This is a genomic window from Jiangella mangrovi (genome assembly GCF_014204975.1).
Classification (GTDB): Bacteria; Actinomycetota; Actinomycetes; order Jiangellales; family Jiangellaceae; genus Jiangella; species Jiangella mangrovi.
In genome coordinates this window covers 3,166,507-3,188,617 of the sequence record NZ_JACHMM010000001.1, presented here as the reverse complement: position 1 = coordinate 3,188,617, position 22,111 = coordinate 3,166,507, and the positions used below count along the sequence as shown (strand labels likewise).

General features: G+C 73.3%; 20 protein-coding genes. 5 read left to right on the top strand and 15 right to left on the bottom strand.

From position 1 onward, the window contains the following. Nucleotides 1-56: 56 nt before the first annotated feature. Nucleotides 57-1,124 (top strand): non-hydrolyzing UDP-N-acetylglucosamine 2-epimerase, encoded by a 1,068-nt coding sequence (gene wecB / locus HD601_RS14915; RefSeq protein WP_184823072.1) that lies wholly within the window; start codon nucleotides 57-59, stop codon nucleotides 1,122-1,124. Here wecB and HD601_RS14910 read toward each other — a convergent pair. The 8 genes from HD601_RS14910 to HD601_RS14875 all read right to left on the bottom strand — a co-directional run bounded on the left by HD601_RS14910 (nucleotide 1,110) and on the right by HD601_RS14875 (nucleotide 10,488). Next, nucleotides 1,110-2,366, bottom strand: a complete 1,257-nt coding sequence (locus tag HD601_RS14910) for an acyltransferase family protein (protein ID WP_184823070.1) — start codon at nucleotides 2,364-2,366, stop codon at nucleotides 1,110-1,112. The two genes, wecB and HD601_RS14910, sit on opposite strands and share 15 nt — an antisense overlap. Next, on the bottom strand, nucleotides 2,363-3,757 hold the full coding sequence (locus HD601_RS14905) for a glycosyltransferase (protein WP_184823068.1): 1,395 nt from the start codon (nucleotides 3,755-3,757) through the stop codon (nucleotides 2,363-2,365). The genes HD601_RS14910 and HD601_RS14905 overlap by 4 nt, the downstream gene beginning before the upstream one ends. Continuing rightward, a complete protein-coding gene (locus HD601_RS14900) occupies nucleotides 3,750-5,084 on the bottom strand; it encodes a glycosyltransferase (protein ID WP_184823066.1) in 1,335 nt (444 codons plus the stop codon). The genes HD601_RS14905 and HD601_RS14900 overlap by 8 nt, the downstream gene beginning before the upstream one ends. Nucleotides 5,085-5,086: 2 nt before the next feature. After that, complete coding sequence (locus HD601_RS14895) at nucleotides 5,087-6,079, bottom strand: Gfo/Idh/MocA family oxidoreductase (protein WP_184829889.1); 993 nt, start codon at nucleotides 6,077-6,079, stop codon at nucleotides 5,087-5,089. Beyond that, entirely contained in the window at nucleotides 6,079-7,170 is a 1,092-nt protein-coding gene (locus HD601_RS14890) for a DegT/DnrJ/EryC1/StrS family aminotransferase (protein WP_184823064.1), read from the bottom strand. Before HD601_RS14890 ends, HD601_RS14895 begins: the two co-directional genes overlap by 1 nt. Further along, the gene (locus HD601_RS35705) at nucleotides 7,167-7,781 is read right to left on the bottom strand and encodes a DapH/DapD/GlmU-related protein (protein WP_184823062.1); all 615 of its coding nucleotides are present in this window, start codon (nucleotides 7,779-7,781) and stop codon (nucleotides 7,167-7,169) included. The genes HD601_RS14890 and HD601_RS35705 overlap by 4 nt, the downstream gene beginning before the upstream one ends. 161 nt (nucleotides 7,782-7,942) lie before the next feature. Continuing rightward, nucleotides 7,943-9,334 (bottom strand): glycosyltransferase family 4 protein, encoded by a 1,392-nt coding sequence (locus HD601_RS14880; protein WP_184823060.1) that lies wholly within the window; start codon nucleotides 9,332-9,334, stop codon nucleotides 7,943-7,945. Then, the gene (locus HD601_RS14875) at nucleotides 9,331-10,488 is read right to left on the bottom strand and encodes a glycosyltransferase family protein (RefSeq protein WP_184823058.1); all 1,158 of its coding nucleotides are present in this window, start codon (nucleotides 10,486-10,488) and stop codon (nucleotides 9,331-9,333) included. Before HD601_RS14875 ends, HD601_RS14880 begins: the two co-directional genes overlap by 4 nt. 71 nt (nucleotides 10,489-10,559) lie before the next feature. On the opposite strand from HD601_RS14875, the gene HD601_RS14870 reads away from it, so the two are divergent. Further along, nucleotides 10,560-11,894, top strand: coding sequence for a glycosyltransferase family protein (locus tag HD601_RS14870; RefSeq protein ID WP_184823056.1), 1,335 nt, complete (start codon nucleotides 10,560-10,562; stop codon nucleotides 11,892-11,894). Continuing rightward, nucleotides 11,891-12,355, top strand: a complete 465-nt coding sequence (locus HD601_RS14865) for a hypothetical protein (RefSeq protein WP_184823054.1) — start codon at nucleotides 11,891-11,893, stop codon at nucleotides 12,353-12,355. The genes HD601_RS14870 and HD601_RS14865 overlap by 4 nt, the downstream gene beginning before the upstream one ends. A gap of 34 nt (nucleotides 12,356-12,389) precedes the next feature. Here the strand turns inward: HD601_RS14865 and HD601_RS35700 are convergent, their stop codons facing one another. From HD601_RS35700 to HD601_RS14840, 5 genes are all read right to left on the bottom strand, one after another. Then, nucleotides 12,390-13,475 (bottom strand): glycosyltransferase, encoded by a 1,086-nt coding sequence (locus HD601_RS35700; protein ID WP_184823052.1) that lies wholly within the window; start codon nucleotides 13,473-13,475, stop codon nucleotides 12,390-12,392. A gap of 3 nt (nucleotides 13,476-13,478) precedes the next feature. Next, the gene (locus HD601_RS14855) at nucleotides 13,479-14,264 is read right to left on the bottom strand and encodes an ABC transporter ATP-binding protein (RefSeq protein ID WP_221440998.1); all 786 of its coding nucleotides are present in this window, start codon (nucleotides 14,262-14,264) and stop codon (nucleotides 13,479-13,481) included. Between the two features lie 10 nt (nucleotides 14,265-14,274). Further along, a complete protein-coding gene (locus HD601_RS14850) occupies nucleotides 14,275-15,138 on the bottom strand; it encodes an ABC transporter permease (RefSeq protein WP_184823048.1) in 864 nt (287 codons plus the stop codon). 134 nt (nucleotides 15,139-15,272) lie between these two features. Next, nucleotides 15,273-16,439, bottom strand: a complete 1,167-nt coding sequence (locus tag HD601_RS14845) for a glycosyltransferase (RefSeq protein ID WP_184823046.1) — start codon at nucleotides 16,437-16,439, stop codon at nucleotides 15,273-15,275. After that, nucleotides 16,436-17,527 carry a glycosyltransferase family 2 protein gene (locus HD601_RS14840; RefSeq protein ID WP_184823044.1) on the bottom strand — a complete coding sequence of 364 codons (1,092 nt, stop codon included), beginning with the start codon at nucleotides 17,525-17,527 and terminating at the stop codon, nucleotides 16,436-16,438. Before HD601_RS14840 ends, HD601_RS14845 begins: the two co-directional genes overlap by 4 nt. A gap of 125 nt (nucleotides 17,528-17,652) precedes the next feature. On the opposite strand from HD601_RS14840, the gene HD601_RS14835 reads away from it, so the two are divergent. Further along, entirely contained in the window at nucleotides 17,653-18,687 is a 1,035-nt protein-coding gene (locus HD601_RS14835) for a COG1361 family protein (RefSeq protein ID WP_184823042.1), read from the top strand. A gap of 7 nt (nucleotides 18,688-18,694) precedes the next feature. On the opposite strand, the gene HD601_RS14830 is transcribed toward HD601_RS14835, so the two are convergent. Both HD601_RS14830 and HD601_RS14825 read right to left on the bottom strand, forming a co-directional pair. Beyond that, the gene (locus HD601_RS14830) at nucleotides 18,695-20,227 is read right to left on the bottom strand and encodes an LCP family protein (protein ID WP_184823040.1); all 1,533 of its coding nucleotides are present in this window, start codon (nucleotides 20,225-20,227) and stop codon (nucleotides 18,695-18,697) included. A 178-nt stretch (nucleotides 20,228-20,405) separates the two neighbouring features. Next, nucleotides 20,406-20,918 carry an acyl-CoA thioesterase gene (locus tag HD601_RS14825; RefSeq protein ID WP_221440997.1) on the bottom strand — a complete coding sequence of 171 codons (513 nt, stop codon included), beginning with the start codon at nucleotides 20,916-20,918 and terminating at the stop codon, nucleotides 20,406-20,408. Between the two features lie 340 nt (nucleotides 20,919-21,258). On the opposite strand from HD601_RS14825, the gene HD601_RS14820 reads away from it, so the two are divergent. After that, nucleotides 21,259-22,077 (top strand): SAM hydroxide adenosyltransferase, encoded by an 819-nt coding sequence (locus HD601_RS14820; RefSeq protein ID WP_184823037.1) that lies wholly within the window; start codon nucleotides 21,259-21,261, stop codon nucleotides 22,075-22,077. Nucleotides 22,078-22,111: the final 34 nt, after the last annotated feature.

The window sequence follows — 22,111 nt, the reverse complement described above, 5'->3', positions numbered from 1 at the left end:
AGCGCGTACGGCCATCCGCCGACGCCGGTTCCCCGTCATCACAGGTGGTACCCACCATGAAGATCCTCAGTATCGTCGGCGCGCGCCCGCAGTTCGTGAAGCTCGCGCCCGTCGCTGAGGCCCTCGCGGCGACCACCCACACCCACGTCATCGTGCACACCGGCCAGCACTACGACGCCGCCATGTCCGACGTGTTCTTCGCCGACCTGCGCATCCCCGCGCCCGACGTGCACCTGGCCATCGGCTCGGGCAGCCACGGCGTGCAGACCGGCACCATGCTGGCGGCGCTGGACCCCGTGCTCGACCGCGAGCGGCCCGACTGGGTGCTCGTCTACGGCGACACCAACTCGACGCTCGCCGGCACCATCGCCGCCGTCAAGCTGCACCTGCCGGTCGCCCACCTCGAGGCCGGGCTGCGCTCGTTCAACCGGGCCATGCCCGAGGAGCACAACCGCATCCTCACCGACCACGCCGCCGACCTCCTGCTCGCGCCCACCGAGGTCGCCGTCAAGCACCTGGCCGCCGAGGGCCTGGGCGAGCGGACGGTGCTCATCGGCGACGTCATGACCGACGTCTGCTTCCGCGTCCGCGACGCCGTCCGCGACGAGCCGCCGCACCTGCCGGAGGGGCTGACCCCGGGCGAGTACGTCGTCGCCACCATCCACCGGGCCGAGAACACCGACGACGCCGGACGGCTGGGCGCCATCGTCGCCGCCCTGGCCGGGCTGCCGGTGCCGGTGCTGCTGCTGGCCCACCCGCGGTTGCGCGCCCGCTGCCAGGAGTTCGGCATCGCGCTGGACCGGCCGGGCTCGTCGCTGGTCACCGCCGAGCCGCTGCCCTACCCCGACATGGTCCGGGCCGTGCTGCACTCGCGCGGCGTCGTCACCGACTCCGGCGGGCTGCAGAAGGAGGCCTTCCTGCTGGGCCGGCTCTGCACCACGCTGCGCACCGAGACCGAGTGGGTCGAGACCCTCGACGACGGCTGGAACGTGCTGGTCACCGATCTCGACCGGCTCGCCGGCGCCGTCGAGCGCGCCGTCCCCCGCAACCCGCAGGGGACGCCGTACGGCGACGGTCACGCGGCCGAGCAGGTGGTGTCCGTCCTGGAGTCACGACGCCGCTGAGCGGTCGGTCCGCTCCGCGTTCTCCGGCGGTGCGGTGACCTCGGCAACCGGCGCGGCGGCCTCGGTGACGGGCGTGGCGGCCTCGGCACGCCGGGCCTTGCGTGCCTCGCGCCGCGCGATCCAGCGTCGCTGCAGGCTGCGCAGGTACTTCTCGACCGGGTGCTCGACGAGCGTGTAGCAGACGGCGGCCAGCGCGATGGCCGCGGCGGCGTAGGCCAGCAGGATCCAGATGCTGGAGTTGGCCGCGGGCTGCACGCCGTAGCGCTGCAGCAGGAAGTGCAGCAACGTGGCGTGGGTGAGGTAGAGCGCGTACGACCACTCACCCAGCTTGATCAGCGGCCGGGTGCGCCAGATGGAGCGTCTGCCGTCGAGGTCGCGCTGCGCCGCCGCACCGATGATCATGACGAAGAGCAGTGGGCTGACGACCCACCAGGTGGTGTTGAGCAGCTCCTGGCCGGTCGAGGACAGCCGTGGCCGGGTGTCGCTGAGGATGACGACCCAGAGCGCGAGCAGCGCCACCGCCGTCCCCATGGACCACGGCGGCCGCCAGCCGCGGCTGATGGCGGTGGCCAGCAGCATGCCGAGGATGAACTCGACCACCCGGAACGCCGGGTTGATGTAGAGCGGCCATTGCACGCGATCGGTGACGGAGTTGATCCAGATGCTGAACGCCAGCGCCAGCAGCACCAGCGACACGCCGATGACCAGCAGGGTGCGCAGCCTGCGGTGGCTGAACCGGAGCACCACGAACGGGAAGACCGCGTAGAAGAACGCCTCGCACGACAGCGACCACGCCGCCGGGTTGCCGGCCAGGTAGATCGAGGACTCGGGGAACCAGGCCTGCAGCAGCAGCACCGACAGCAGCACGCCCGTGACGTTCACGTCGATGTCGCGGCCCTGGTAGAACACCGGGACGGCGAGCACTGTCGCCACGGCCAGCATCGGCCAGATGCGCGCGAACCGCCGCCAGTAGAAGCGGCCCGCGGTGTCGCCCTGCCGCCGCGACCACACCAGCACGAAGCCGGAGAGCACGAAGAAGAACGAGACGCCGAGCTGCCCCCACTGCGTGTACGGCCGGATCGCCGGGATCGTCACCAGGTTCGGCGAGTGGTGCAGCAGGACCGCGAACGCCGCGGCGAAGCGCAGGCCGGTGAGGGAGTCCAGCCGGGGCAGCGAGGGGCGCGACGGCGCCGCCGCGGCGGCGTTCGTCGTGGCGGTGTCGGCGACCGGCGTCGAGGTCATCGCCCCGCCAGCCGCTTCCGGAGCTTGGTCAGGCGCCAGCCGACCGCACGCTTGGCCCGGCCGACCGGGTTGGCGCGCCACGACGGTGCCGGCGCCCGCGGGACGGGCGTGCCGACCGGGCGGAACTCGAGGACCTCGGCCGGCTCGGCGGAGCGCGCGAGCTCGGTGATCAGCCCGGCCAGCCGCTCCTCGTTGGAGGGCCAGACGAACTCGGCGTAACGGTCGGCGATGCGCTGCGGCATCTGCTCGTCGCGCAGGACGGCCTCGACGGCGGCCGCCATCTGGGTGGCGTCGCCGTCGGCGAACGTGGCGCCGAGCTGCTCCTTCTCGACGTAGTCGGCCGCGGCGGTGCCCTCGGTCGCGACGACCGGCAGACCGGCGGCGAGCGCGTCGAACAGCTTGTTCGGCATGGCCAGGCGCAGGTTGGCCGACGTCTTCGGGGAGTACATGATGAGCGAGGCGTCGGCGTCGCGCAGGAAGCTGACCAGCTCGTTGCCGGGCACCGGCGGGACGAAGTGCAGGCGGTCGCGCACCCCCAGCGGCTCGGCCAGCTCGTAGAGCTTCTCGTCCTGCTGCTGGCGGACCTCGCCGACGAACGCGACGTGCAGCTGCGGCGACTTCGCCAGCAGCTCGACCGCGAGCTCGGGCCGGCGGTTCGCCGGGACGTTGCCGACGTGGACCGCCAGCGGCGTCAGCTCCGGCAGGCCGAGCTCCCGGCGGATGCTGGTGGGCGACGGGTCGCCCGGCACCGCGAGGTTCGGGACGACCTCGACCCGGCGGGCGCCGTACCGGTCGCTCAGGATGTCGGCGATGCCGTCGCACACGGTCAGGACGAGGTCGGCCTTCGGGATGAAGGTGCGGGCGATCTCGTCCCAGTCGCCCAGTTGGGCGGGGTCGAGGTAGTCGAGCTCGGTGAACAGCTCGTGCGCGTCGAAGACCAGCCGGCTGCCCTCGTTGACCTCAGCGGCCCAGACGGCGGCCGGCAGCGCGTCGAGGTCGGCCGCCCAGTAGACGTGCGCGGGGCGGGCGACCAGCGCCTCGGCCGCGGCCACCCACTCGTAGGCGAGGATGTTGAGGTCGGCCGAGCGGGCCTGGAGCTGCGGCGTGGGCTGCTCGAGCACGGTGAGCCAGAGCTTGCTCTGCCGCTCGCCCAGGGGGTCCTCGCCGGCCCGGCGGATCTTGCGCTGCAGTGCGGTGCGCAGCGGGTGCTTGTTGCCGACGGCGGCCGGGATGCCCTCCATGCCCAGGCCCGTGACGGCGCCCGCGCGCGCGGGCTGGTGCACCGCGGCCACCTCGAAGCCGGCCCGCCGCAGGGAGTCCATCTCGCGTGCCGACCGCGTGGTCGGCACGGGGACCTCGTACAGCGAGATCGACAACGGACGCTCAGACACGCGCATTCACCAACTGTTCCAACCCGGCCACCGCGGGCGCCAACTGGGCGGACCGCTCGAACATCAGAGCATGATCGCGGCACTTGAGCCACACGTCCGGGTCGGACGCGTGCCCCGAGTGCACCGCCTCGGCCGCGGCGGTGATGGCTGCGGCGATGTCCTCGGCGGAGAGGCTGGCCGCCGGGAACCACAACGGGTACCCGTCGAGCACGTCGCGGACCGCGTTCTCGGGACCGTGCACCGAGACGATGGGCCGGCCGGTCGCCATGTACTCGAAGACCTTGCCGGACGTGATGAACCGGGTGCCACCGAAGACGAGCAGCAGCGCGTCGAGGGTGTTGTAGACCTCGCCGACCGCGGCCTTGGGCACCGACCCCTCGTAGGACACCCCGGTGTCGCCCGCCTTGGCCAGCGCGTTCGACATGGCCCAGTTGGGGGTGGTGTAGAAGCCGAGGTAGCCGTAGAACTGCGCGGTGGCCTCGGCGACCACCGGGTCGGTCTCGCCGGCCAGCCGCCAGCCGGCCAGGAACTCGTCGAGCGGGACGGCCCGCGTGACGGTGCCGAGGAAGCCGAACCGGACCGGGCCGTCGTGGCGGACCGGGGCCTGCACGGCGGCGACGGGCTCGCGGTCGAAGCCGTTCATGACGATGCGGGTGCGGCCGGTGATCTCGGGGAACACCTCTTCGTACCACTGCCGGATGGGCTCGTTGACGAACCACACCTCGGCCGCCTCGGCGAGGATCTCGCGCTCGGTGCGCTCGCCGCGCGACCCGGGCGGGTTGTTCCGCTCGCCGGTGAACTGCTGCAGCGTCCACATGTCGCGGTGGTCGATGACGTAGGGCACCCGGTGCTTGCGGAACAGCCGCCGGGCCGCTGTGAAGGTGACGAACGGGCCGCCGGACGCCACGGTGAGGTCGACCGCGTGCTCGCGGTGGATGCGCTCGACCGCCCGCGCGAGCGGCTTCTCCCAGCCGGCGTAGACGTTCTCGGGGAACTGCCAGCGCTTGGCGAAGTCGCGCCAGCGGGTCCACAGCTTGGGTGCCCGCACGCGCAGCGACGAGTAGCGGTGCAGGTCGGTCTCGGCCGCACCGAGGTCGAACGGCACCCGGACGACCTCGACCCGCGGGTCGATGAGGTCGGCCAGCGACTCGTCGACTCCGGTGTAGCGGCCCAGGTCGTCGACGTCGCAGGCGACGACCGTGACCTTCCAGCCGGCCGCGGCGAGCGTATTGGCGGTGGTCATCATGCGGTAGGCGCCACCGCCGCGCGCCGGCGGGAAGCCCCACGCGACGTACAAGCAGTGTCGTCGGCCCGTCGTCTCGACCATGGTCAGAAGCTGACCTTCACCGTCTCGTTGGTGTCGGCCGAGAGAAGCACGGCCTCGGCCACCGACACCGTCGCGAGCCCCTGGCGCATGGTGACGATGTCGGCCTCCTTGCCGAGGACGGCGTCGCGGAAGGCCTCGTGCTCGGTGCGCAGCGGCTCCGGCTTGGCGATGGCGTACCGCACGACGTCGCCCTCGCTGACCCCGCGGAACTGGGCGAGATCGGACCACGCCGTGGGCATGGAGCCGTTGGCGTGGAAGGTGAGGTCGGCGTGCAGGGTGTCGGCGACGAACGTTCCGCGGTCACCGGTGACGATGGTGACCCGCTCCTTCATCGGCGACAGCCAGTTGACCAGGTGGCTCGTGATGGTGCCGTTGGCCAGGCGGCCCGTGACCGCCACCAGGTCCTCGTGCTCGCGGCCGCTCTTGTACGCGGTGTGCGCCGAGACGGTGGTGTAGGCGTGCCCGACCACCCAGGCCGTGAGGTCGATGTCGTGCGTGGCGAGGTCCTTGACGACGCCGACGTCGGCGATGCGGGACGGGAACGGCCCCTGCCGCCGTGTGGTGATCTGGTAGATCTCGCCGATCTCGCCGTCGGCCAGCCGGGACCGCAGGTTCTGCAGCGCCGGGTTGTAGCGCTCGATGTGCCCGACCGCGCCGACGAGGCCGGCGGACTCGAACGCCTCGGCCAGCTTGCGGGCACCCTGGGTGTCCTTGGCCAGCGGCTTCTCGATGAGCGCGTGCACGCCGGCGGCGGCGAGCGCCAGCCCGAGCTCCTCGTGGTAGGCCGTGGGAGTGGCCACCGTGCAGTAGTCGAGGCCCTCGCCGAGCAGGCCGTCGATGTCGCTGTGCAGCGGCAGGCCGGTGGCGACGCCATGCGGGTCGCCCGCGGCGTCGGCCACGGCGACGAGGTCGACGCCCGGCAGGGAGCGCAGCACCCGGGCGTGGTGCCGGCCCATCATGCCCAGGCCGATGAGCCCGGCGCGGAGGTTCGCCATCATGCACCCGCCTTCGCGATCGAGTTCACGGCCAGGATGATGCGGTCGAGGTCGTCCGCCGACAGCGACGGGTGCACCGGCAGCGAGATGACCTCGGCGGCCGCCTTCTCGGTGGCCGGCAGGTCGAGCTCGCGCTGGAACGACGGCAGCCGGTGGTTGGGGATCGGGTAGTAGACGCCGCAGCCGACGCCGTACTCCGAACGCAGCGCCGTGACGAAGCCGTCGCGGTCGTCGGCGACGCGGATCGTGTACTGGTGGTAGACGTGCGTGGCCTGCTCGGCGACCGGCGGCACGACCACGCCCTCGAGCCCGGCGTCGAGCACCGCGGCGTTGGCCTGCCGCTGCGCCGTCCAGCCGGCCACCTTCGTCAGCTGCACGCGGCCGATGGCGGCGTGCAGGTCGGTCATGCGGTTGTTCAGGCCGACCAGCTCGTTCTCGTACTGGCGCTCCATGCCCTGGTTGCGCAGCAGCCGCAGCCGGCGGGCGAGGTCGTCCTGGCCGGTGCTGACCATGCCGCCCTCGCCGGAGGTCATGTTCTTGGTCGGGTAGAGGCTGAACATCGCGAAGTCGCCGAAGGTGCCGACCTGTGCGCCGTCCCACGTGGCGCCGTGCGCCTGCGCGGCGTCCTCGAAGATGCGCAGGCCGTGACGGGCGGCGATCTCGCCGAGCGCCGTCATGTTCGCCGGGTGGCCGTAGAGGTGGACCGGCATGATGCCCACGGTGCGCTCGGTGACGGCGGCCTCGACGGCGGCGGGGTCGAGGCAGAAGTGGTCGGCCTCGATGTCGGCGAAGACCGGCGTCGCACCGGTCAGCGCGACGGAGTTGGCGGTGGCAGCGAAGGTGAACGACGGCACGATGACCTCGTCGCCGGGGCCGACACCGGCCGCCAGCAGCCCGAGGTGCAGGCCGGAGGTGCCGGAGTTGACGGCGACGCAGGTGCGCCCGCCGACCAGCTCGGCGGCGAACTCGGTCTCGAACGCCGCGACCTCGGGGCCCTGCGCGAGCATTCCGCTGCGCAGCACGCGGTCGACCGCGGCACGCTCCTCGTCGCCGATGATCGGCTTCGCCGCCGGGATCGGGCTGGCGTTCATGCATTCTCCTCGTTGGTGTGGCCGGCCTCGGTCAACCTGCCGTCGCGTTCGATGTACCGTGCGTCGGTCGCCGGGCACCGCCAGCGGCCGTCGCCGTCGTCCTCGAGCGGGACGCCGGCCTTTCCCACCCACTTGATGCGCCGGGCCGGGACCCCGGCCACCAGCGCGAAGTCGGGGACGTCGCGCGTGACGACGGCGCCCGCGGCCACCGTCGCCCAGCGGCCGATGGTGACCGGCGCGACGCAGACCGCCCGCGCCCCGACGGAGCTGCCCTGGCGCAGCGTCACGCCGACGGCCTCCCAGTCGGCGCCGCTCTTGGGCGAGCCGTCGGGGTTGACCGCGCGCGGGAAGGTGTCGTTCGTGAGCACCGCCGCCGGACCGACGAACACGCCGTCCTCGAGCACGGCGGGCTCGTACACCAGCGCGTAGTTCTGGATCTTGCAGTTGTCCCCGATGCGCACACCCGCGCCGATGTAGGCGCCCCGGCCGACGATGCAGTTGACGCCGAGGACCGCCTTCTCGCGGACCTGCGCCAGATGCCAGACGGAGGAACCGTCGCCGATCTGGGAGTGTGCGTCGACGTCGGCGCTGTCGACAACACGCACGTTCACTACCACGACCTCCGGGGACGATGTCGGCCACTGACGGGCCGCCCAACACTCTCATTTGCACGGAGTCGACGCCAACCGGCCGGCTCGGCGCGCTTTCGGCGGCCCTGCCCAGGACGCACGACAGCTTACTTGCCCACGCGGGCGTTCACGGCAGCCATGGGTCAGGAAGTGCGCGCGATCCGGTCCGGACCACCGGCGAGATCGCGGTAGAGCTCGACGAGAGCCGCGGCCGACGCCTGCCAGGAGTACCGGCGCACGAGCTCGGGGTCGGCGACCGCGGCGCGGTAGCGCGGGCCCGCGGCCAGGACGGCCGACGCCGCGGCGGCGAGCGAGCCGGCGTCGTCGGCCTGGTGGACCTCGCCGATGCCGGTAGCGCGGACGAACGCCGCCTGCGCCGGGCAGTCGCTGACCACGACGGGCAGCCCGGCGTGGATGTACTCGAACAGCTTGTTGGTGAGCGCGACGTCGTGGCTCGGGAACCGGCGCAACGGGATGAGCCCGGCGTCGGCGCTGGCGAGGTGGTCGGCGACGGCGTCCGGCGGCACCGGCGCGACGATGTGCAGGCGGTCGGCGACGCCGAGTCCGCGGGCCAGCTCGAGCAGTTCGGGCACCACCGGCGAGTCGGCGGGGACCGGCACCACGGCCAGGTGCACACCGGGCATCAGCGAGAGCGACTCGACCGCGAGGTGCACGCCCCGGGCGGCCGTGACCCCGCCGCTGTACACCAGCAGCGGGACGTCGGGCGGGAGTCCGGTGGCCGCCCGCACGCCGCCGACCGGCCGCCGCGAGGTGGCCGGCGGGGTGTTGAGCACGACGACGGACGGGTGCTCCGGGTAGTAGCGGCGGTCAAGCTCGGTGGCGAGGTCGGGGCTGACGGTGATCAGGCGCAGCGCGCCGGGCGCGAACCGGGTCTCCAGCGACAGCCAGCCGGCGCGATCCAGCTCGTCGCGCCGGGCGTGCAGGGACAGTCCGGCGACGAACTCGTGCGCGTCGTAGACGTAGCCGCGGGCCCGCGGGCTCGCGGCTACGGCGGCGGCCGCCGCGGCCAGCACGTCGACGTCGTGGGCGTGGACGAGGTCGGGGTCGAGCGCGGCCAGCTCGGGCGCGAGGGCCGACTCGTAGGCCGTCGCGGCCGGCACCAGCCAGCGCCAGGCGTCGCGCGGCGGGCGGGTGACGACCCGGCGCCGCCGGGCGCGGTCGAGCCGCCGCTGCAGCCCGCGGGCCACCCGCACCACGGCCGCGGCGTGGCGCCACGGCGTCGCCCGCGCGGCCAGCCGGGCCTGCGCGTCCTTGGCGTCGGACTCGGAGCGGTGGCCGACGGCGACCCGCCACCACCAGGGTGCGCCGCGGCCGACGCCTCGCGGCGGGAGGTCGACCGGCACCCGGACGACCCGGACGCCGTCGACGACGAGCTCCTCGCGCCGGCCCGACGGGGACCAGCCCACGACGGTGACGTCGAACCCGGCCTCGCTCAGCGAGGCGGCCGACTTGCGCACCCGCGAGTCGGTGCTGACGTCGTTGCCGACGACCATCGCGACCACGGGCGCCCTCATGCGACGCCGAGCCACGGAGCCAGCACCTGCGCCGAGAGCCGGCCGTCGTGCACCTCGCGGACGAACCGGCGGCCGAGCTCGCCCAGCTCCGGCAGCGCGGCGCGGTCGGCGGCCAGGCCGGCCACGACGTCGGCAAGGGTGTCCGGGTCGGCCTGGACGACCGGCAGCTCCCAGCCGGTGGCCTGCCGCACGTGCTCGCGGACGGCCGGCGCCACGTACGCGGCGACCACCCGGCCGGCGGCCATCGCCTCGCAGGCGGTGACGCTGTACGGCCCCAGCACGAACTGCTCGAGGACGACGTCGACCCCGGCCACGACCTCGGGCATGCGGTGCGGCTCGATGCCCTCGAGCCGCCGGTACTCGACCACGCCCCGGTCGGCCAGGGCGGTCATGGCGGCGTCGACGTGATGGCTGCCCTTGAACCGGGGGTTCGACGGCACGTGCAGCACGACGAGCTTGCGGCCGGCGCCGACGGGGGCGTCGGTGGCCCAGCGATCGGGGTCGACGACGACGGGCAGCCAGCGGGCGCGGGGGACGTCGGCGAGCAGGTCGGGAGTGGAGACGAACGTGGGGCCGTCGTGGCCGTTGATGATGGCGCCGAGCCGCCGGGCCTGCCGCTCCAGCTTCTCGGTCAGCTCGTCGGGCTCGGTGAACGGCGACCACGGCTCGCGTTCGGCGTGCCGGCTGGGCAGCCGCACGTCCGACCCGTGTGCCAGCAGCGCCACGGACAGCCCGGCGCGGCGCAGGACCGGCAGCTCGCTCGCGCAGTCCTCCTTGGTCCTCGGGCCGAGCACCGGGCGCATGGCGTCGATGAGCACGTGGGTGAAGCCGCCGGTGACGTACTCGCGCTGCCGCGCCTGCCAGTACGGGTGCCGATAGACGGTCCGCGGGACGCTGTAGTCGGACGGGAACGGCAGCCGGTCGCGCTGCTGGGCGAAGACCACGGCGCCCACGCCGTCGAGGTGCGCCTCCGCGGCCCGCGCCCACGCCCACGCCTGCCCGGCGAAGTTGGCCGGACCCGCCAGCAACCGCACCGGGGTGGCCGGCACGGGCGGGAAGACCGGCGGCTCGGCCAGCGGCCGGTAGCGCTCCACCGTCCGCCGAGCCTGCCGGTACAGCGCCTTGACGGGGCGCAGCACCGCGGCGTCCCTCATCCGTTCCTCCCGTCCCATGATCGTCGCGGCGCCGGAGCGGGTGCCTCCGATGACGTACCCTGATTGCCGCTATGACGACCGACCGACGACCCCACCTGCTCTACGTCGTGTGGGGCTTTCCACCGTGCCGCGCCGGAGGAGTCTACCGAGCGCTCGCGACGGCGAACCGGTTCGCCGCCCAGGGCTGGCGGGTGACGGTGCTGACGGCCGAGCGCGACACCTTCGTGCGCTTCACCGGCGCCGACCCCTCGCTCGAGAGCCGCGTCGCCGAGGGCATCGAGGTCGTGCGCATCCCGTTCGAGTGGCCGGCGCTCGAGTCCGACCTGCACCGCTGGTCGCGGTTCCGGGTCGAGCAGCCGCGGGTGTGGCGCAAGCTCCGGGCCTGGCGCGACCAGCGCACGTTCCCCGAGGTCGGCTACGGGCCCTGGAAGAAGCCGCTCGTGGCGGCCGCCGAGCGCATCCACCGCGCCGACCCCGTCGACCTCGTCGTCGCGACCGCCAACCCGAACGTCGTCTTCGCCGCAGCCGGGCACCTGCACCGGAAGTTCGGCGTCCCCTACGTCATGGACTACCGCGACGCCTGGCTGCTCGACGTCTTCACCGGGGGCCGGCTGCACGCGCCGCGCAGCCGGGCGGCCCGGGCCGAGCGCGAGCTCATGGCGTCGGCGAGCGAGGTCTGGTTCGTCAACGACCCCATCCGCGAGTGGCACCGCGCGCTGTATCCCGCCACCGCCGCACGCATGCACACCGTCGCCAACGGCTTCGACGCCGACCTCGTGCCGGACGCACCGGCCGACCGCGCACCGGGCGAGCCCGGCGGCGAGCTGCGCTTCGGCTACCTCGGCACCGTCACGCCCCGGGTGCCGCTGGCGGAGTTCCTGGCCGGCTGGAAGCGCGCCCGCGAGCTGTCGCCGTCGGTCGCCGCCTCGTCCGCGCACATCCACGGCTACCTGGGCTACTACGCGCAGCCGCGGCCCGAGATGCTGGCCGCCATCGCCGCCGCCGGCGACGACGCCGTCAGCTACGACGGCCCGGTCGGCAAGGGCGACGTCGCCAAGGTCTACGACGGCCTCGACGTGCAGCTGCTCATCCTGGCCGCCGGGCGCTACGTCACCAGCGGCAAGGTCTTCGAGTACCTCGCCACCGGGCTGCCCGTCGTCTCGGTGCACCACCCCGACAACGCCGCCGGCGACGTGCTGCGCGGCCACCCGCTGTGGTTCCCGGCGGCCGACCTCTCCCCCGACGGCATCGCGGCGGCCCTCGTCGCGGCGGCCGAGGCCGTGGCCACCGCCGGGCCCGAGCTGCGGCAGCAGGCGCGCGACTTCGGCGCGCGCTACCGCCGCGACCTGCAACTCGACCCTCGCATCGACGCACTGACCGAGCTGGTCCGGAAGGTGACACCGTGAAGACCGTGATCCTCACCACGAACCCGCGCCTCTCGCCGGCGCTGATCACCGAGACGCGCACCAAGATGGGCGCGGCCGACCTCCCCGTCGACGTCGTGTCGTGGGGTCCGGCCAGCGCCCCGCTCGACGACGTCGCCGGCACCCACCTCGTGGTCGGGCCGCCCAAGCCGGCGCGCCCGACGTCGCTGCCCGGCAAGGTGGTCCGCAAGCTGGACCGCTCGAAGCCGGGCCGGGCGCTGAGCCGCATCGTCCGGGGCGGGCTGTCGCGGCAGTTCTGGGCGCGCATCCGGCGCAGCGACGACGCCCGCCGCCTGCTGAGCGGCGCCGACGTCATCGTGGCCCTCGACGTCGCCTCGATCCGCTCGGCGTGGTCGATCGCCCGGCGCCGTCCCGACGTCGTCGCGGTCTACGGGGCCGCCGCGGCCGCGCAGCACGTGGAGCGCCTCACCGCGGCCGGCTGAACCGGCCGGGCGGGCCGGCCGGGCGGGCCGGACCTCAGCGCACGAGGTCGGCGACGGCGACGGCGAGGCGGTCGTAGGGGCTGTCCTTGAAGTGCTCCTCGGACCACGCGATGGCCTTGTCGCGGTAGACGTCGAGCTCGCCCGGGTCGTCGGCCCAGCGCCGCAGCACGGCGGCGGCGTCGTCGACCCCGTCGATCACGAGGCCCGCCCCGGTGCGCTCGACCATCTCGACCTGCCGCGGCAGCCGCGTGGTGAGCACCGGCAGCCCCGTGGCGAGGTACTCGTAGAGCTTGGTGGGCATGGCCTCGCGGAAGGCGGGGGTCTCGCGCAGGAAGACGAGGCCGGTCCAGGCGCCCGCGGCGCGCCGCCACGACTCCTCGGGCGGGAGGCGGCCGGGCAGGGTGACCCGTTCGGCCAGGCCGGGGTCGGCGCCCAGGCGGCGGTGCAGGGTGTCCTGGTCGGCGGCGGAGACCGGCCCGATGAGGTCGAGGTGCCATCCGGGGGCGGCCGCGACGGCGTCGAGCATGTCGAAGAGCCCGCGGCTGGCCCGGAGGTCGCCGATGTAGATGGCGCGCGGGGTGACGTCGCGCTCGGCCGGCGCCGGCAGCAGGGCTGGGTCGGGCATGTTCTCGACCACCACGCGACGGCGTGCCGACCGCGGCGGGATGTGCTCGTCGGCGACGACGGAGAGGTCGGCGCGGGCCGCGAGCCGGTTACTCAGCCGCACCAGGCCGCCGGCCAGGGCGCCGGTGACGCCGCGGGCCCACGAGCGGTCCGACAGCAGCCGCTGGTAGTCCTCGTGCACGTCGACGACCAGCCGGCGGCGGCGCAGCCTCGTGGCCACGGTGGCCATGGGCACGAGGTCGGGATCGAGGGTGAACACGACGGCGCCGTCGGCGCGCCACGGCAGCGTCAGGGCCCGCCAGGCGCGCCCCGCGAGACCGCCGCGGGCCCGGGTGCTCACGCGGGCGCCCGTGGGGCCGGCGGCGGCGTCGCCGAGGCCGCAGACCTCGACCCGGAGGCCCTGTCGGCGCAGCGCGCCGGTGATCTTGTGCAGGCGGGCGTCGGCCACGTCGTGGCCGGACGAGATGATGACGACGTCAGCGCGTGCCCGCTCCACGGCTCACAAGTCCTCGAGGCTGAAGGCGTCTTCGCCGACCTTGAGGAACTTGTTGTACGCGGCGATGACCTCGTCGGGGTTGCCGCGCATCATCAACCGGCCCTTGTGCATCCACAGGGCATCGTTGCAGAGGTCCTTGACGCTGCTGAGCGCGTGGCTGACGAGGAACATGGTGCGGGCGTTGGTGGCCAGCTCCTTCATCCTCGCCGCGGCCTTCTGCTTGAACTTGGCGTCGCCGGCCGACAGCGCCTCGTCGATGAGCAGGATGTCGGGGTCCATGTGGACGGCGACGGAGAACGCCAGCCGCTGGAACATGCCCGAGGAGTACGTGCGCATGGGCATGTCGATGAACTCGCCGAGCTCGGCGAAGTCGGAGATCTCCTCGTAGCGCTCCTGGATCTCCTTGCGCGACATGCCCGCCGCGAGCCCGCCGAGGACGACGTTCTCTCGCCCGGACAGCTGCGCGTTGAAGCCGACGCCCAGGGCCAGCAGCGTGCTGACGCGGCCGTTGACCTGGATGCGCCCCTTGCTGGGCGGCAGGATGCCGGCGATCATGCGCATCAGCGTCGACTTGCCCGCGCCGTTGGCGCCGATGATGCCGATGGCGTTGCCGTGCGGGACCTCGAAGCTGACGTCCTGGACGGCGTGGACCTCTTTCACCGCCCGCTCGCCACGGCCGAACCGCACGATGGCGGTCTTGAAGGTCGGGACGCGTTCGAACGTCGTCCGGTAGGTCAGCGAGACGTTCTCGACCTGGACGGCGTTCGGGGCGGTACCGGTCGTGGTCACGGCACTCATCTCAGAGACGGACGACAAACTCGCGCTCCCTCGACATGAAGAACAGGCCTCCCAACACGGCCGCCACGACGGCCCAGACGACCCCGGCGATCCACAGCGACAGGTCCGGGATCTGCCCTCGGACGATGAGGTCGGTCCAGCCGCCGAGCAGGGAGTAGAGCGGGTTGAAGATCATGAAGCTCTCGAACCGCTCGGGGGCGTCCTCGGGGAACCAGAGCACCGGCGACAGGTACAGCCACATGCGCACGAAGTACGGCAGGAAGCTGGAGGTGTCGCGGAAGTACACCTGCAGCGTCGCGAAGATCATCGCCATGCCCGCGCCGAACACCGTCAGGAGCAGCAGGAACACCGGCGCCAGCAGCATCTGCCAGCGCAGCGGCTGACCGAACGCGAAGTGGATCGGGAAGTACACGATGAGCGTCGGCAGGAACCGGAAGAACGCCGTGCGCACGGCCGACAGCGGCAGCAGCAGCCGCGGGAACGACATGTTCAGCAGCAGCTTGCCGCCGCTCACCACGCTGGACGCGCCGGTCTGCAGGCAGCCCGAGAAGTAGTAGAAGGCGAACAGGCCCGCGCACAGGTGCACGAACCGCTCGGCCGGGTTGTCGACGCCGCCGCGGTTGAGGATGGTGACCAGCACGTAGTAGACGCAGGCCAGCAGCAGCGGGTTGAGGACCAGCCAGATCTGCCCGAACACCGTGTTGGTGTTGGCGGCGCGGATGCTCGATCGCGACATCTCGGCGGCGAACTGCCTGCGGTGCCACAGGGTGCGGAGGTACGGCCGGAGCCGGGGAAGTCCTGCCCGGTGCGGCTCGTACACGTGCACCGACGAGGTGAAGTCCTCATCGACGCGAGTGGCGTTCATCGAAGGCGTGCCTTTCTACCGACTACCGCGGCCGGGCGCTGGACCGAGTGGATCCGTGGCGGATCGGGTCAAGGGTAGACGACACACAGGCGAAATATCGCACCCGTGGGCGAGACGCGACGATGTCGGCCATCTCACGCCGCCTCCAGGTCCGCGTACGCACCGGCGAGCACGCGGGAGTCGTGTTCCCAGGACAGTTCGGGACGGGCCTTGCGCACCGCCTCGACGTGACCAGTGTAGTCCGCCGCGAGCGCTTCCACGGCCGTGGCCAGCGACGATGCGTCGCCGGGGGTGTAGAGCCGGCCGAGGCCGTAGCGCAGCACGACGGCGTGCAGCTCGGGCAGGTTCGCGGCCACCACGGGGACCCCCGCGCGCACCGCGTGGAAGAGCTTGTTCGGCAGCGCCAGACGGTGGTTCGCACAGGTGTCGGTGAGCGTGACGACCGCCACACCGACGTCCTGGTAGAGCTGGTCGACCTCGGCCAGCGACATCGGCGGCAGCAGCTCGACGCCGGCGGTGTCCAGGTGGTAGCTGGGGTCCGACGGGCCGGCGACGACGGTGCGCAGGGGCGCGAGCCGGGACGCCGCGCCGACGACGGCCTCGAGGTCGCGTCCGGGGCCGATGCGCCCGGCGTAGGCGATGCCGGCCGGTGCGCCGGGCAGGTCCGGCGGCTCGCTGACGCCCATGGGGAACGTGTTGCGCACCACCCGGACGTCGCGCAGGCCACGCCCGCGCAGCCGCGTGGCGATACCCTCGCTGACGGTGAGCACCACCTGGGCGCCGCCGGCCAGCCGGGTCTCCTTGCGCCGGCCGCGCTGCCGGGCCAGGGGCGTGGGCCGGCCGGGCAGCCCGCGGTCGAACCAGAGCTCGTGGCTGTCGTAGACCAGCCGGGCCGACCACCGTCCGGCCAGCGCGGCGCCCAGCTCGAGCGTGTTGAAGTCATGTGCGTGCACCACGTCGGGCGCCGGGTACGCGGCCAGCAGCCGGGCGGCGTCGTCGCGCCAGCGCCGCTCGGTGCGCTCGCGGTGCTCGGGCAGCAGCAGCCAGCGCCCGGCGCGGCGCACCAGCGCCTTGGGGCCGTCCGACGTCGCCAGGGGCACTCCGCGCGGGGTGCCCGGCGGGCGCATGCCGCGCGAGCGGCTGACCGACTCGACGGTGACGCCGTCGCCGGGGTCGAAGCCGTCGGGCACGTCGCGGCCGACGATGTGGACGGTGTGCCCCTCGGCCGTCAGGGTGGCAGCCTCGCGGAGCACGCGCGAGTCGCCGGCGACCGGCGACTGCACGAGCATCAGGACCTTCACGTGGCAGGTCCTCCCGCGGGTGCGGCGCCTGGTGCTTCCGCGGCGCGGCGAGACCGCGCCGCGCCTCGGGACCCGGCGATGAAGCCCGCACCCCAGGTCAGGTGCATGGTCGCGAGCACCGGCGGCAGCCAGGCCCGGGCCTTCGGCGGCAGCCCGCGCCCGGCCAGCGCCGCGGCGCCCACGACGCCCAGCGCGTACCCGGCCGGCGCCAGCCAGCCCGCGAGCAGCCACGACGGCCCCACGAGCCCGGCCAGCCCCGCCACCGTCCCGGCGGCGACGGCGACCGTGACGACCGGCGCGGCGAGATAGCGGACGTTCGCGGTGTCGGGGTAGCGGCGGACCACCTCGCGGCGCCACTGGCCGGTCGTGAAGAACTGCTTGGCCAGCGCGCGCAGGTGCGGCCGCGGCCGGTAGCTGACGACGAGGTCGGGCGTGAACCAGACGCTCTCGCCGGCGGCCCGGATGCGGTAGTTCAGCTCCCAGTCCTGGGCCCGGACGAAGTGCTCGTCGAAGCCGCCGAGGCGCTCGAGGACCTCGCGCCGGAACACGCCCAGATAGACGGTGTCGGCGGGGCCGGCCTGCCCGCCCAGGTGGAACTTCGCGCCGCCCAGGCCGAACGGCGACGTGTACGCCCAGGCGACGGCCCGCTCGAAGTCGGTCTGGCCCTCGGCGTTCATGATGCCGCCGACGTTGGCCGCGCCGGTGCGCTCCAGCTCGGCGACGGCGGTGCGGATGTAGTGGTCGGACAGCACGCCGTGCCCGTCGACCCGCACGACGATGCCGTGCCGGGCTGTGCCGAGCGCGGCGTTGAGGCCCGCGGGCGTGCGGCCGGCCGGGTTGGCCACCAGCCGGATGCGCGGGTCGGCGGCGGCCAGCTCGCGGGCGATGTCGTCGGTGCGGTCGCGGGACGGGCCCAGGGCCAGCACCAGCTCGAGCTCGCCCGGGTACTGCTGGGCGAGCACGCCGGCCACGGCCTCGGCCAGGTGCCGTTCCTCGTCGAGCACGGGCATGATGACCGACACGGCCGGCCACACGCGCTCGTCGGGCGTGGTGGGCCGGCCGGCACGGGTGGGTTCGGCGGCGTTCATGTCGGCGAGCACCTTACCCGGTGCCGGGGCGCCTCAGCTCGTTGATCCACTCATGGACTGCCCGGGCAACCTCATCGCCTGCTCGTGCGTCGTCCTCGTATGACGAACTCTCGGAGGAGATCACGATGACTCGACGCACCCGCCTGCTGGGCCTGCTGCTCGGCCCCGGCCTGCTGGCTCTCGGCCCGCTCACCGGTGCCGCCGCGGCGACGCCGGCGCCCGAGGTCGTGCTGGAGGCGACCCTCGAACCGGAGATCGTCTTCGCGGCGCCGGGCTCGGTGGTCTCGCTCGAGGCGACGGTGACGAACACCGGCACGGCGGAGATGACCGGCGGCAGCGCCGACTTCGAGGTGCCCGGCGACGCTTCCATCGTCGGCGTCGAGCCCGGCGACGGCTGCGAGCAGGTGTCGCCGCAGCGGGTCGAGTGCCAGACCGACGCCACGCTGGCGGCGGGCGAGTCGGCCACCGCGACCTTCGAGGTCCAGTTGCCGGGCAACATGTCCGAGACGATCGTGGGCGACGCCACGCTGCACGTCGCCGGCGACAACGGCGGTGAGGACACCGTCACGTCGCAGCTCGAGGTCGGCCCGCACGAGGGCTACCGGCTGGTCGTCGTACCGCCGGAGGGCGTGTCGGGCGAGGCGGGCGGTACCGCCGCCCTGCCCGTGAGCCTGGCCAACACCGGCAGCGTCGACATCGACGGCGCGAGCCTCGAGGTCGAGGTGCCCGACGGCGCCACGATCGCGGGGGCGACGCCCGACGAGGGCTGCACGGTGGTGACGCCGCAGCGGCTCGAGTGCCACACCGCCGAGACGCTGGTCGCCTACGACGGCTACTACGAGGTCACCGTCCAGGTGCGCTTCGACGACGACGCGCCGGCCGGCGAGCTGGGTGTCGCGACCATCCGCGGCGCGGGCGACGAGGGCGGCGACGACACCGTCGACACCGCCGAGGCCACGCTGACGGTGACGGCGGGCGGCGGCGGCACCGAGACCGGCGACGGCGGCACTGACGGCGGCACCGGCGGCGGGACCGAGCTGCCGAACACCGGCGGCGACGAGCTGGCCGACACCGGTGCGGCCCAGCTGCCGGTCCTGCTGGCCGGTGCGGTGCTGCTGGCCGCCGGCGGCGCGCTGCTGCTGCGCACCCGCCGGATCTGACCTCCGGTTACTCGTAGGAGCAGACGGACGACATCTCGACCGGCTCTGTCTCGTCCGTCTCCTCGTCGTCCGGGTCGTCGGCCTCCTCGGAGGCCGGCGGCTCGGACGGCTCGTCCGCTTCCTCACGGGGCTCCTCGCCGCGCTCCTCGCTGGGCTGCTCCGTGGGCTCCTCGGACGCGGACTCCGACGGGGCCGGCTCCGCGTCGCCGTCGAGCAGCGCGTCGACCTCGTCGTGAATGAGGCCGATGTCGGGGTCGGCCGGCACGATGAGCGGCGGCACGAACTGCAGCGACGTGATGTCCTGGTCCTTCGCCTTCATCGCCAGCCCGACGAGGTTGGCGAGGTCCTGCTGCGGGATGTCGGTGGTGATGACGGACTTCGACGCGTCGGCGAGGTCGATGAAGTTCGCGAGCACGGTCTGCGGGTCGGCCTGGTCGACCAGCGCGCCGATGACGCAGCGCTGCCGGGCCATGCGGGCGTAGTCCGACGAGCTCTCGCGCGACCGGGCGTACCAGAGCGCGTGGTAGCCGTCGAGCTCCTGCACGCCCGGCTCGAGGACGCGGCCCTTGTTGCCGATGGGCAGCTCCTCGTTGACCCGGATGGTCACGCCGCCGATGGCGTCGATGATGTCGCGGAAGCCCTGCAGGTCCACGGCGACGTAGTAGTGCACCGGCACGCCGAGCGTGCCCTCGACCGCCTGCTTGACCGCCGTCGGGCCGGGGCCGGACGGGCCCTCGAACAGCTCCGGGTTCTCCTCGCCGAACGTCCAGGTCGCGTTGAGCATGTAGTCGGACTCGTCGCTGCCGTCCTCGCCGGCGAAGCCGCGCGGGAACTCGTCGTCGGCGGGGGTGCCGTCGGGGAACCGGGCGTTCTCGAGGTTTCGCGGCAGGCTGATCATGGCCGGCTCGCCGGTGCGGACGTCGACGGAGACCAGGTTGATGCTGTCGGGACGGACGCCGACGCGGCCGTCGCCGGCGTCGACGCCGAGCAGCAGGATGTTGAGCCGGCCGTCGCTGGCGGCCGCGACCTCGCCCGACGGGAACATCTCGACGACGGCGTCGTGCGCGGCCGTCGCGTACCGGGCGGCGACGATGAACGGGGTCGACACCATGGCCGCCAGGGCCAGCGTCGCGCCGATCATGATGAGCCGGTGCTTCTGGTTCAGGCCGGGCGGGTGGCCGAGCCGCCAGGCGTCGAGCAGCAGCACCACCCAGGCGGCGGCGATACCGAACGCCAGCAGCTTGAACGTGGTCAGCAGCCAGGGCCGCACGGCGAGCCCGGCGAGGTCCTGCAGCGGCACCAGCCAGAGCACCAGCAGCGTGACGCCGAGCAGGCCGCCGTAGACGCCGAGTGCGATCTTGCCGGTCTTCTTGTGCCCGGCCACGAACTGCGCGCTCCCCGGCGCGACCACCGACATCGCCATCAGCGTCACCGAGCGGCGGAACCGCGCCGCCTCGGCCCGCTGGGCCTTGAGCGCGGCGATGGCCTCGCGACGAGCGCGTACCCGCCGAGGATCCGGCGGCCGGGCCGCTGTCGTCATGCACATCCCCCAAACCGGACGAGCCGGTGAGTCCCCACGCTCACCGCTTCGTCAGTATCACCACAAGGCATCGGGAATTCCCGGGCGGCACGCCGTACCCAAGCGCCTCTTCCGTCACATGAGTCACACGGTTGGGGTGAATGCGTCCATACCGGGTGAAAGTGGGTCGAACCGGTCGTCAGACCTCGGCCGTGCCCTGTTCGCGGGAGCGCAGGATCGCGGCACGGCGGGCGAGCCGGTGGGTGCGGCGGATCTCCGCCTCGGCGAACCGGCGGCGGTCCTCGTCGGTCTCGGGGAGCACCGGCGGCACCTCGCGCGGGGCGCCGTCGGCCCCGAGCGCCACGAACACCAGGTACGCCGTCGCGACCGGCGTGGGCGGCCGGACCTCGTTCCACGGCTCCGCGAGCACCCGCACGCCGACCTCCATGGACGTACGGCCGGTCCAGTTCACCTTCGCGTGCGCGTGGACGAGGTTGCCGACGTGCACCGGCTCGAGGAACGTCATCTCGTCCATGGACGCCGTGACGGCCGGGCCGCCGGCGTGGCGCTGCGCGACGGCGCCGGCGACGTCGTCGACGAGCTTCATGATGACGCCACCGTGCACCGTGCCGAGCAGGTTGGCGTCGAGTGCGGTCATGATGCGCGACAGGCTGGTCTGCGCGGCCGACGCGGGCCGGCCCTCGGGACTCATGACAGTCATCCTCTACGTGTCGGGCCTTGCACGCCAAAGTCCGCTCTCTCCGCCTTGCGCTCTCGACCGCCGACTCGCGGGAGCCTCCGGCCCCCGGTCGTCGCCGGTGTGCAAGGCCCTCCACCGGCACCGTACGGCTTGACCACGTCGAACGCGCGTAGGTACGGTCTGTGACGTGACGCACGGCCAGGCCATGATGCGAATGCTGCACTCCATGTGCGGCCGTTCGATGCTGGCCTGACGCCTCCACCGTCAGCTCACCGGGCTCCCGCACTTCTGCGGGGGCCCCCTTTTTTTGCCCATGACTTGTTGATGCCTGCATCCCGTCCCGAGGGGAACCATGTACGCGCCGATCACCTACCTGACCGACTGTTCGGACACCAACGCGCAGGCCCGGCTGACCACGCGCATGGCCGCGCTGTTCGGCCGGTCGCCGGTGGTACTGCCGCTCGGCGGGCCCGCGCCCCTCGAGGCGGCCGGGCTGACGCTGCTGGACGTGCTGCTGTCCACCCGGCTGCTCGGCGAGGACGGCTTCCCGACGGTGACGCTGGTCAACGTCGCGCCGCGCGACGGCAGCTGGCCCAACGGCGCGCCGTTCGGCTGGTTCCGGCACGGCCGGCACACCGTGTTCTCCACGTACGACCCGGTGCTGCTCGACCCGGTCCGCCGTCACCTCGGCGTCACGACGGTTCAGGTGACGGGCGCGCGGACGGTGCTCGACGCGGCAGGCGGGCCTGGCGGGTGGGCAGCGATCGGCGAGCCGGACGCCGTCGACGTCGCCGCCACGCAGTTCCGCAGCCTCTGGTACCTGCCGCTGCTCGCGAAATGGGTGCTCGACGAGCGACCCGTGCCGTCGTCGCCGGTGGAGCTGCCCGTCCCCGAGCGGCCCGACGGCGTCCGCGTCGCACTGGTCGACAACTTCGGCAACTGCAAGCTCACCGTCACGGCCGCAGGCCTGGGTGTGACGGCGGGTGACCGGGTCGCCGTCGGCACCCGGAAGGTGCCGTTCCAGGACCACCTGTCCGACGTGCCGGCGGGCACGGCTGCGCTGGTCACCGGCAGCTCCGGCCCGGGATTCCTCGAGCTGGTCGTCAACGGCGGCTCGGCGGCGCGCGAGTTCGGCCTGCGCGACGGCGACACCGTCGATCTGCGGACCTGACCCGGGACGACGCGGCGCGCCGATGCCGAGATCG

What these genes read in the sequence shown, in the direction of transcription:
- HD601_RS14870 (WP_184823056.1), top strand. Translation starts at nt 10,560, where the DNA reads ATGACGACCGACCGACGACCCCACCTGCTCTACGTCGTGTGGGGCTTT.
- HD601_RS14900 (WP_184823066.1), bottom strand. Translation starts at nt 5,084, where the DNA reads ATGGTCGAGACGACGGGCCGACGACACTGCTTGTACGTCGCGTGGGGC.
- HD601_RS14890 (WP_184823064.1), bottom strand. Translation starts at nt 7,170, where the DNA reads ATGAACGCCAGCCCGATCCCGGCGGCGAAGCCGATCATCGGCGACGAG.
- HD601_RS14820 (WP_184823037.1), top strand. Translation starts at nt 21,259, where the DNA reads ATGTACGCGCCGATCACCTACCTGACCGACTGTTCGGACACCAACGCG.
- HD601_RS14835 (WP_184823042.1), top strand. Translation starts at nt 17,653, where the DNA reads ATGACTCGACGCACCCGCCTGCTGGGCCTGCTGCTCGGCCCCGGCCTG.
- HD601_RS14840 (WP_184823044.1), bottom strand. Translation starts at nt 17,527, where the DNA reads ATGAACGCCGCCGAACCCACCCGTGCCGGCCGGCCCACCACGCCCGAC.
- HD601_RS14910 (WP_184823070.1), bottom strand. Translation starts at nt 2,366, where the DNA reads ATGACCTCGACGCCGGTCGCCGACACCGCCACGACGAACGCCGCCGCG.
- wecB (WP_184823072.1), top strand. Translation starts at nt 57, where the DNA reads ATGAAGATCCTCAGTATCGTCGGCGCGCGCCCGCAGTTCGTGAAGCTC.
- HD601_RS14895 (WP_184829889.1), bottom strand. Translation starts at nt 6,079, where the DNA reads ATGGCGAACCTCCGCGCCGGGCTCATCGGCCTGGGCATGATGGGCCGG.
- HD601_RS14830 (WP_184823040.1), bottom strand. Translation starts at nt 20,227, where the DNA reads ATGACGACAGCGGCCCGGCCGCCGGATCCTCGGCGGGTACGCGCTCGT.
- HD601_RS14880 (WP_184823060.1), bottom strand. Translation starts at nt 9,334, where the DNA reads ATGAGGGCGCCCGTGGTCGCGATGGTCGTCGGCAACGACGTCAGCACC.
- HD601_RS14875 (WP_184823058.1), bottom strand. Translation starts at nt 10,488, where the DNA reads ATGAGGGACGCCGCGGTGCTGCGCCCCGTCAAGGCGCTGTACCGGCAG.
- HD601_RS14825 (WP_221440997.1), bottom strand. Translation starts at nt 20,918, where the DNA reads ATGAGTCCCGAGGGCCGGCCCGCGTCGGCCGCGCAGACCAGCCTGTCG.
- HD601_RS14850 (WP_184823048.1), bottom strand. Translation starts at nt 15,138, where the DNA reads ATGAACGCCACTCGCGTCGATGAGGACTTCACCTCGTCGGTGCACGTG.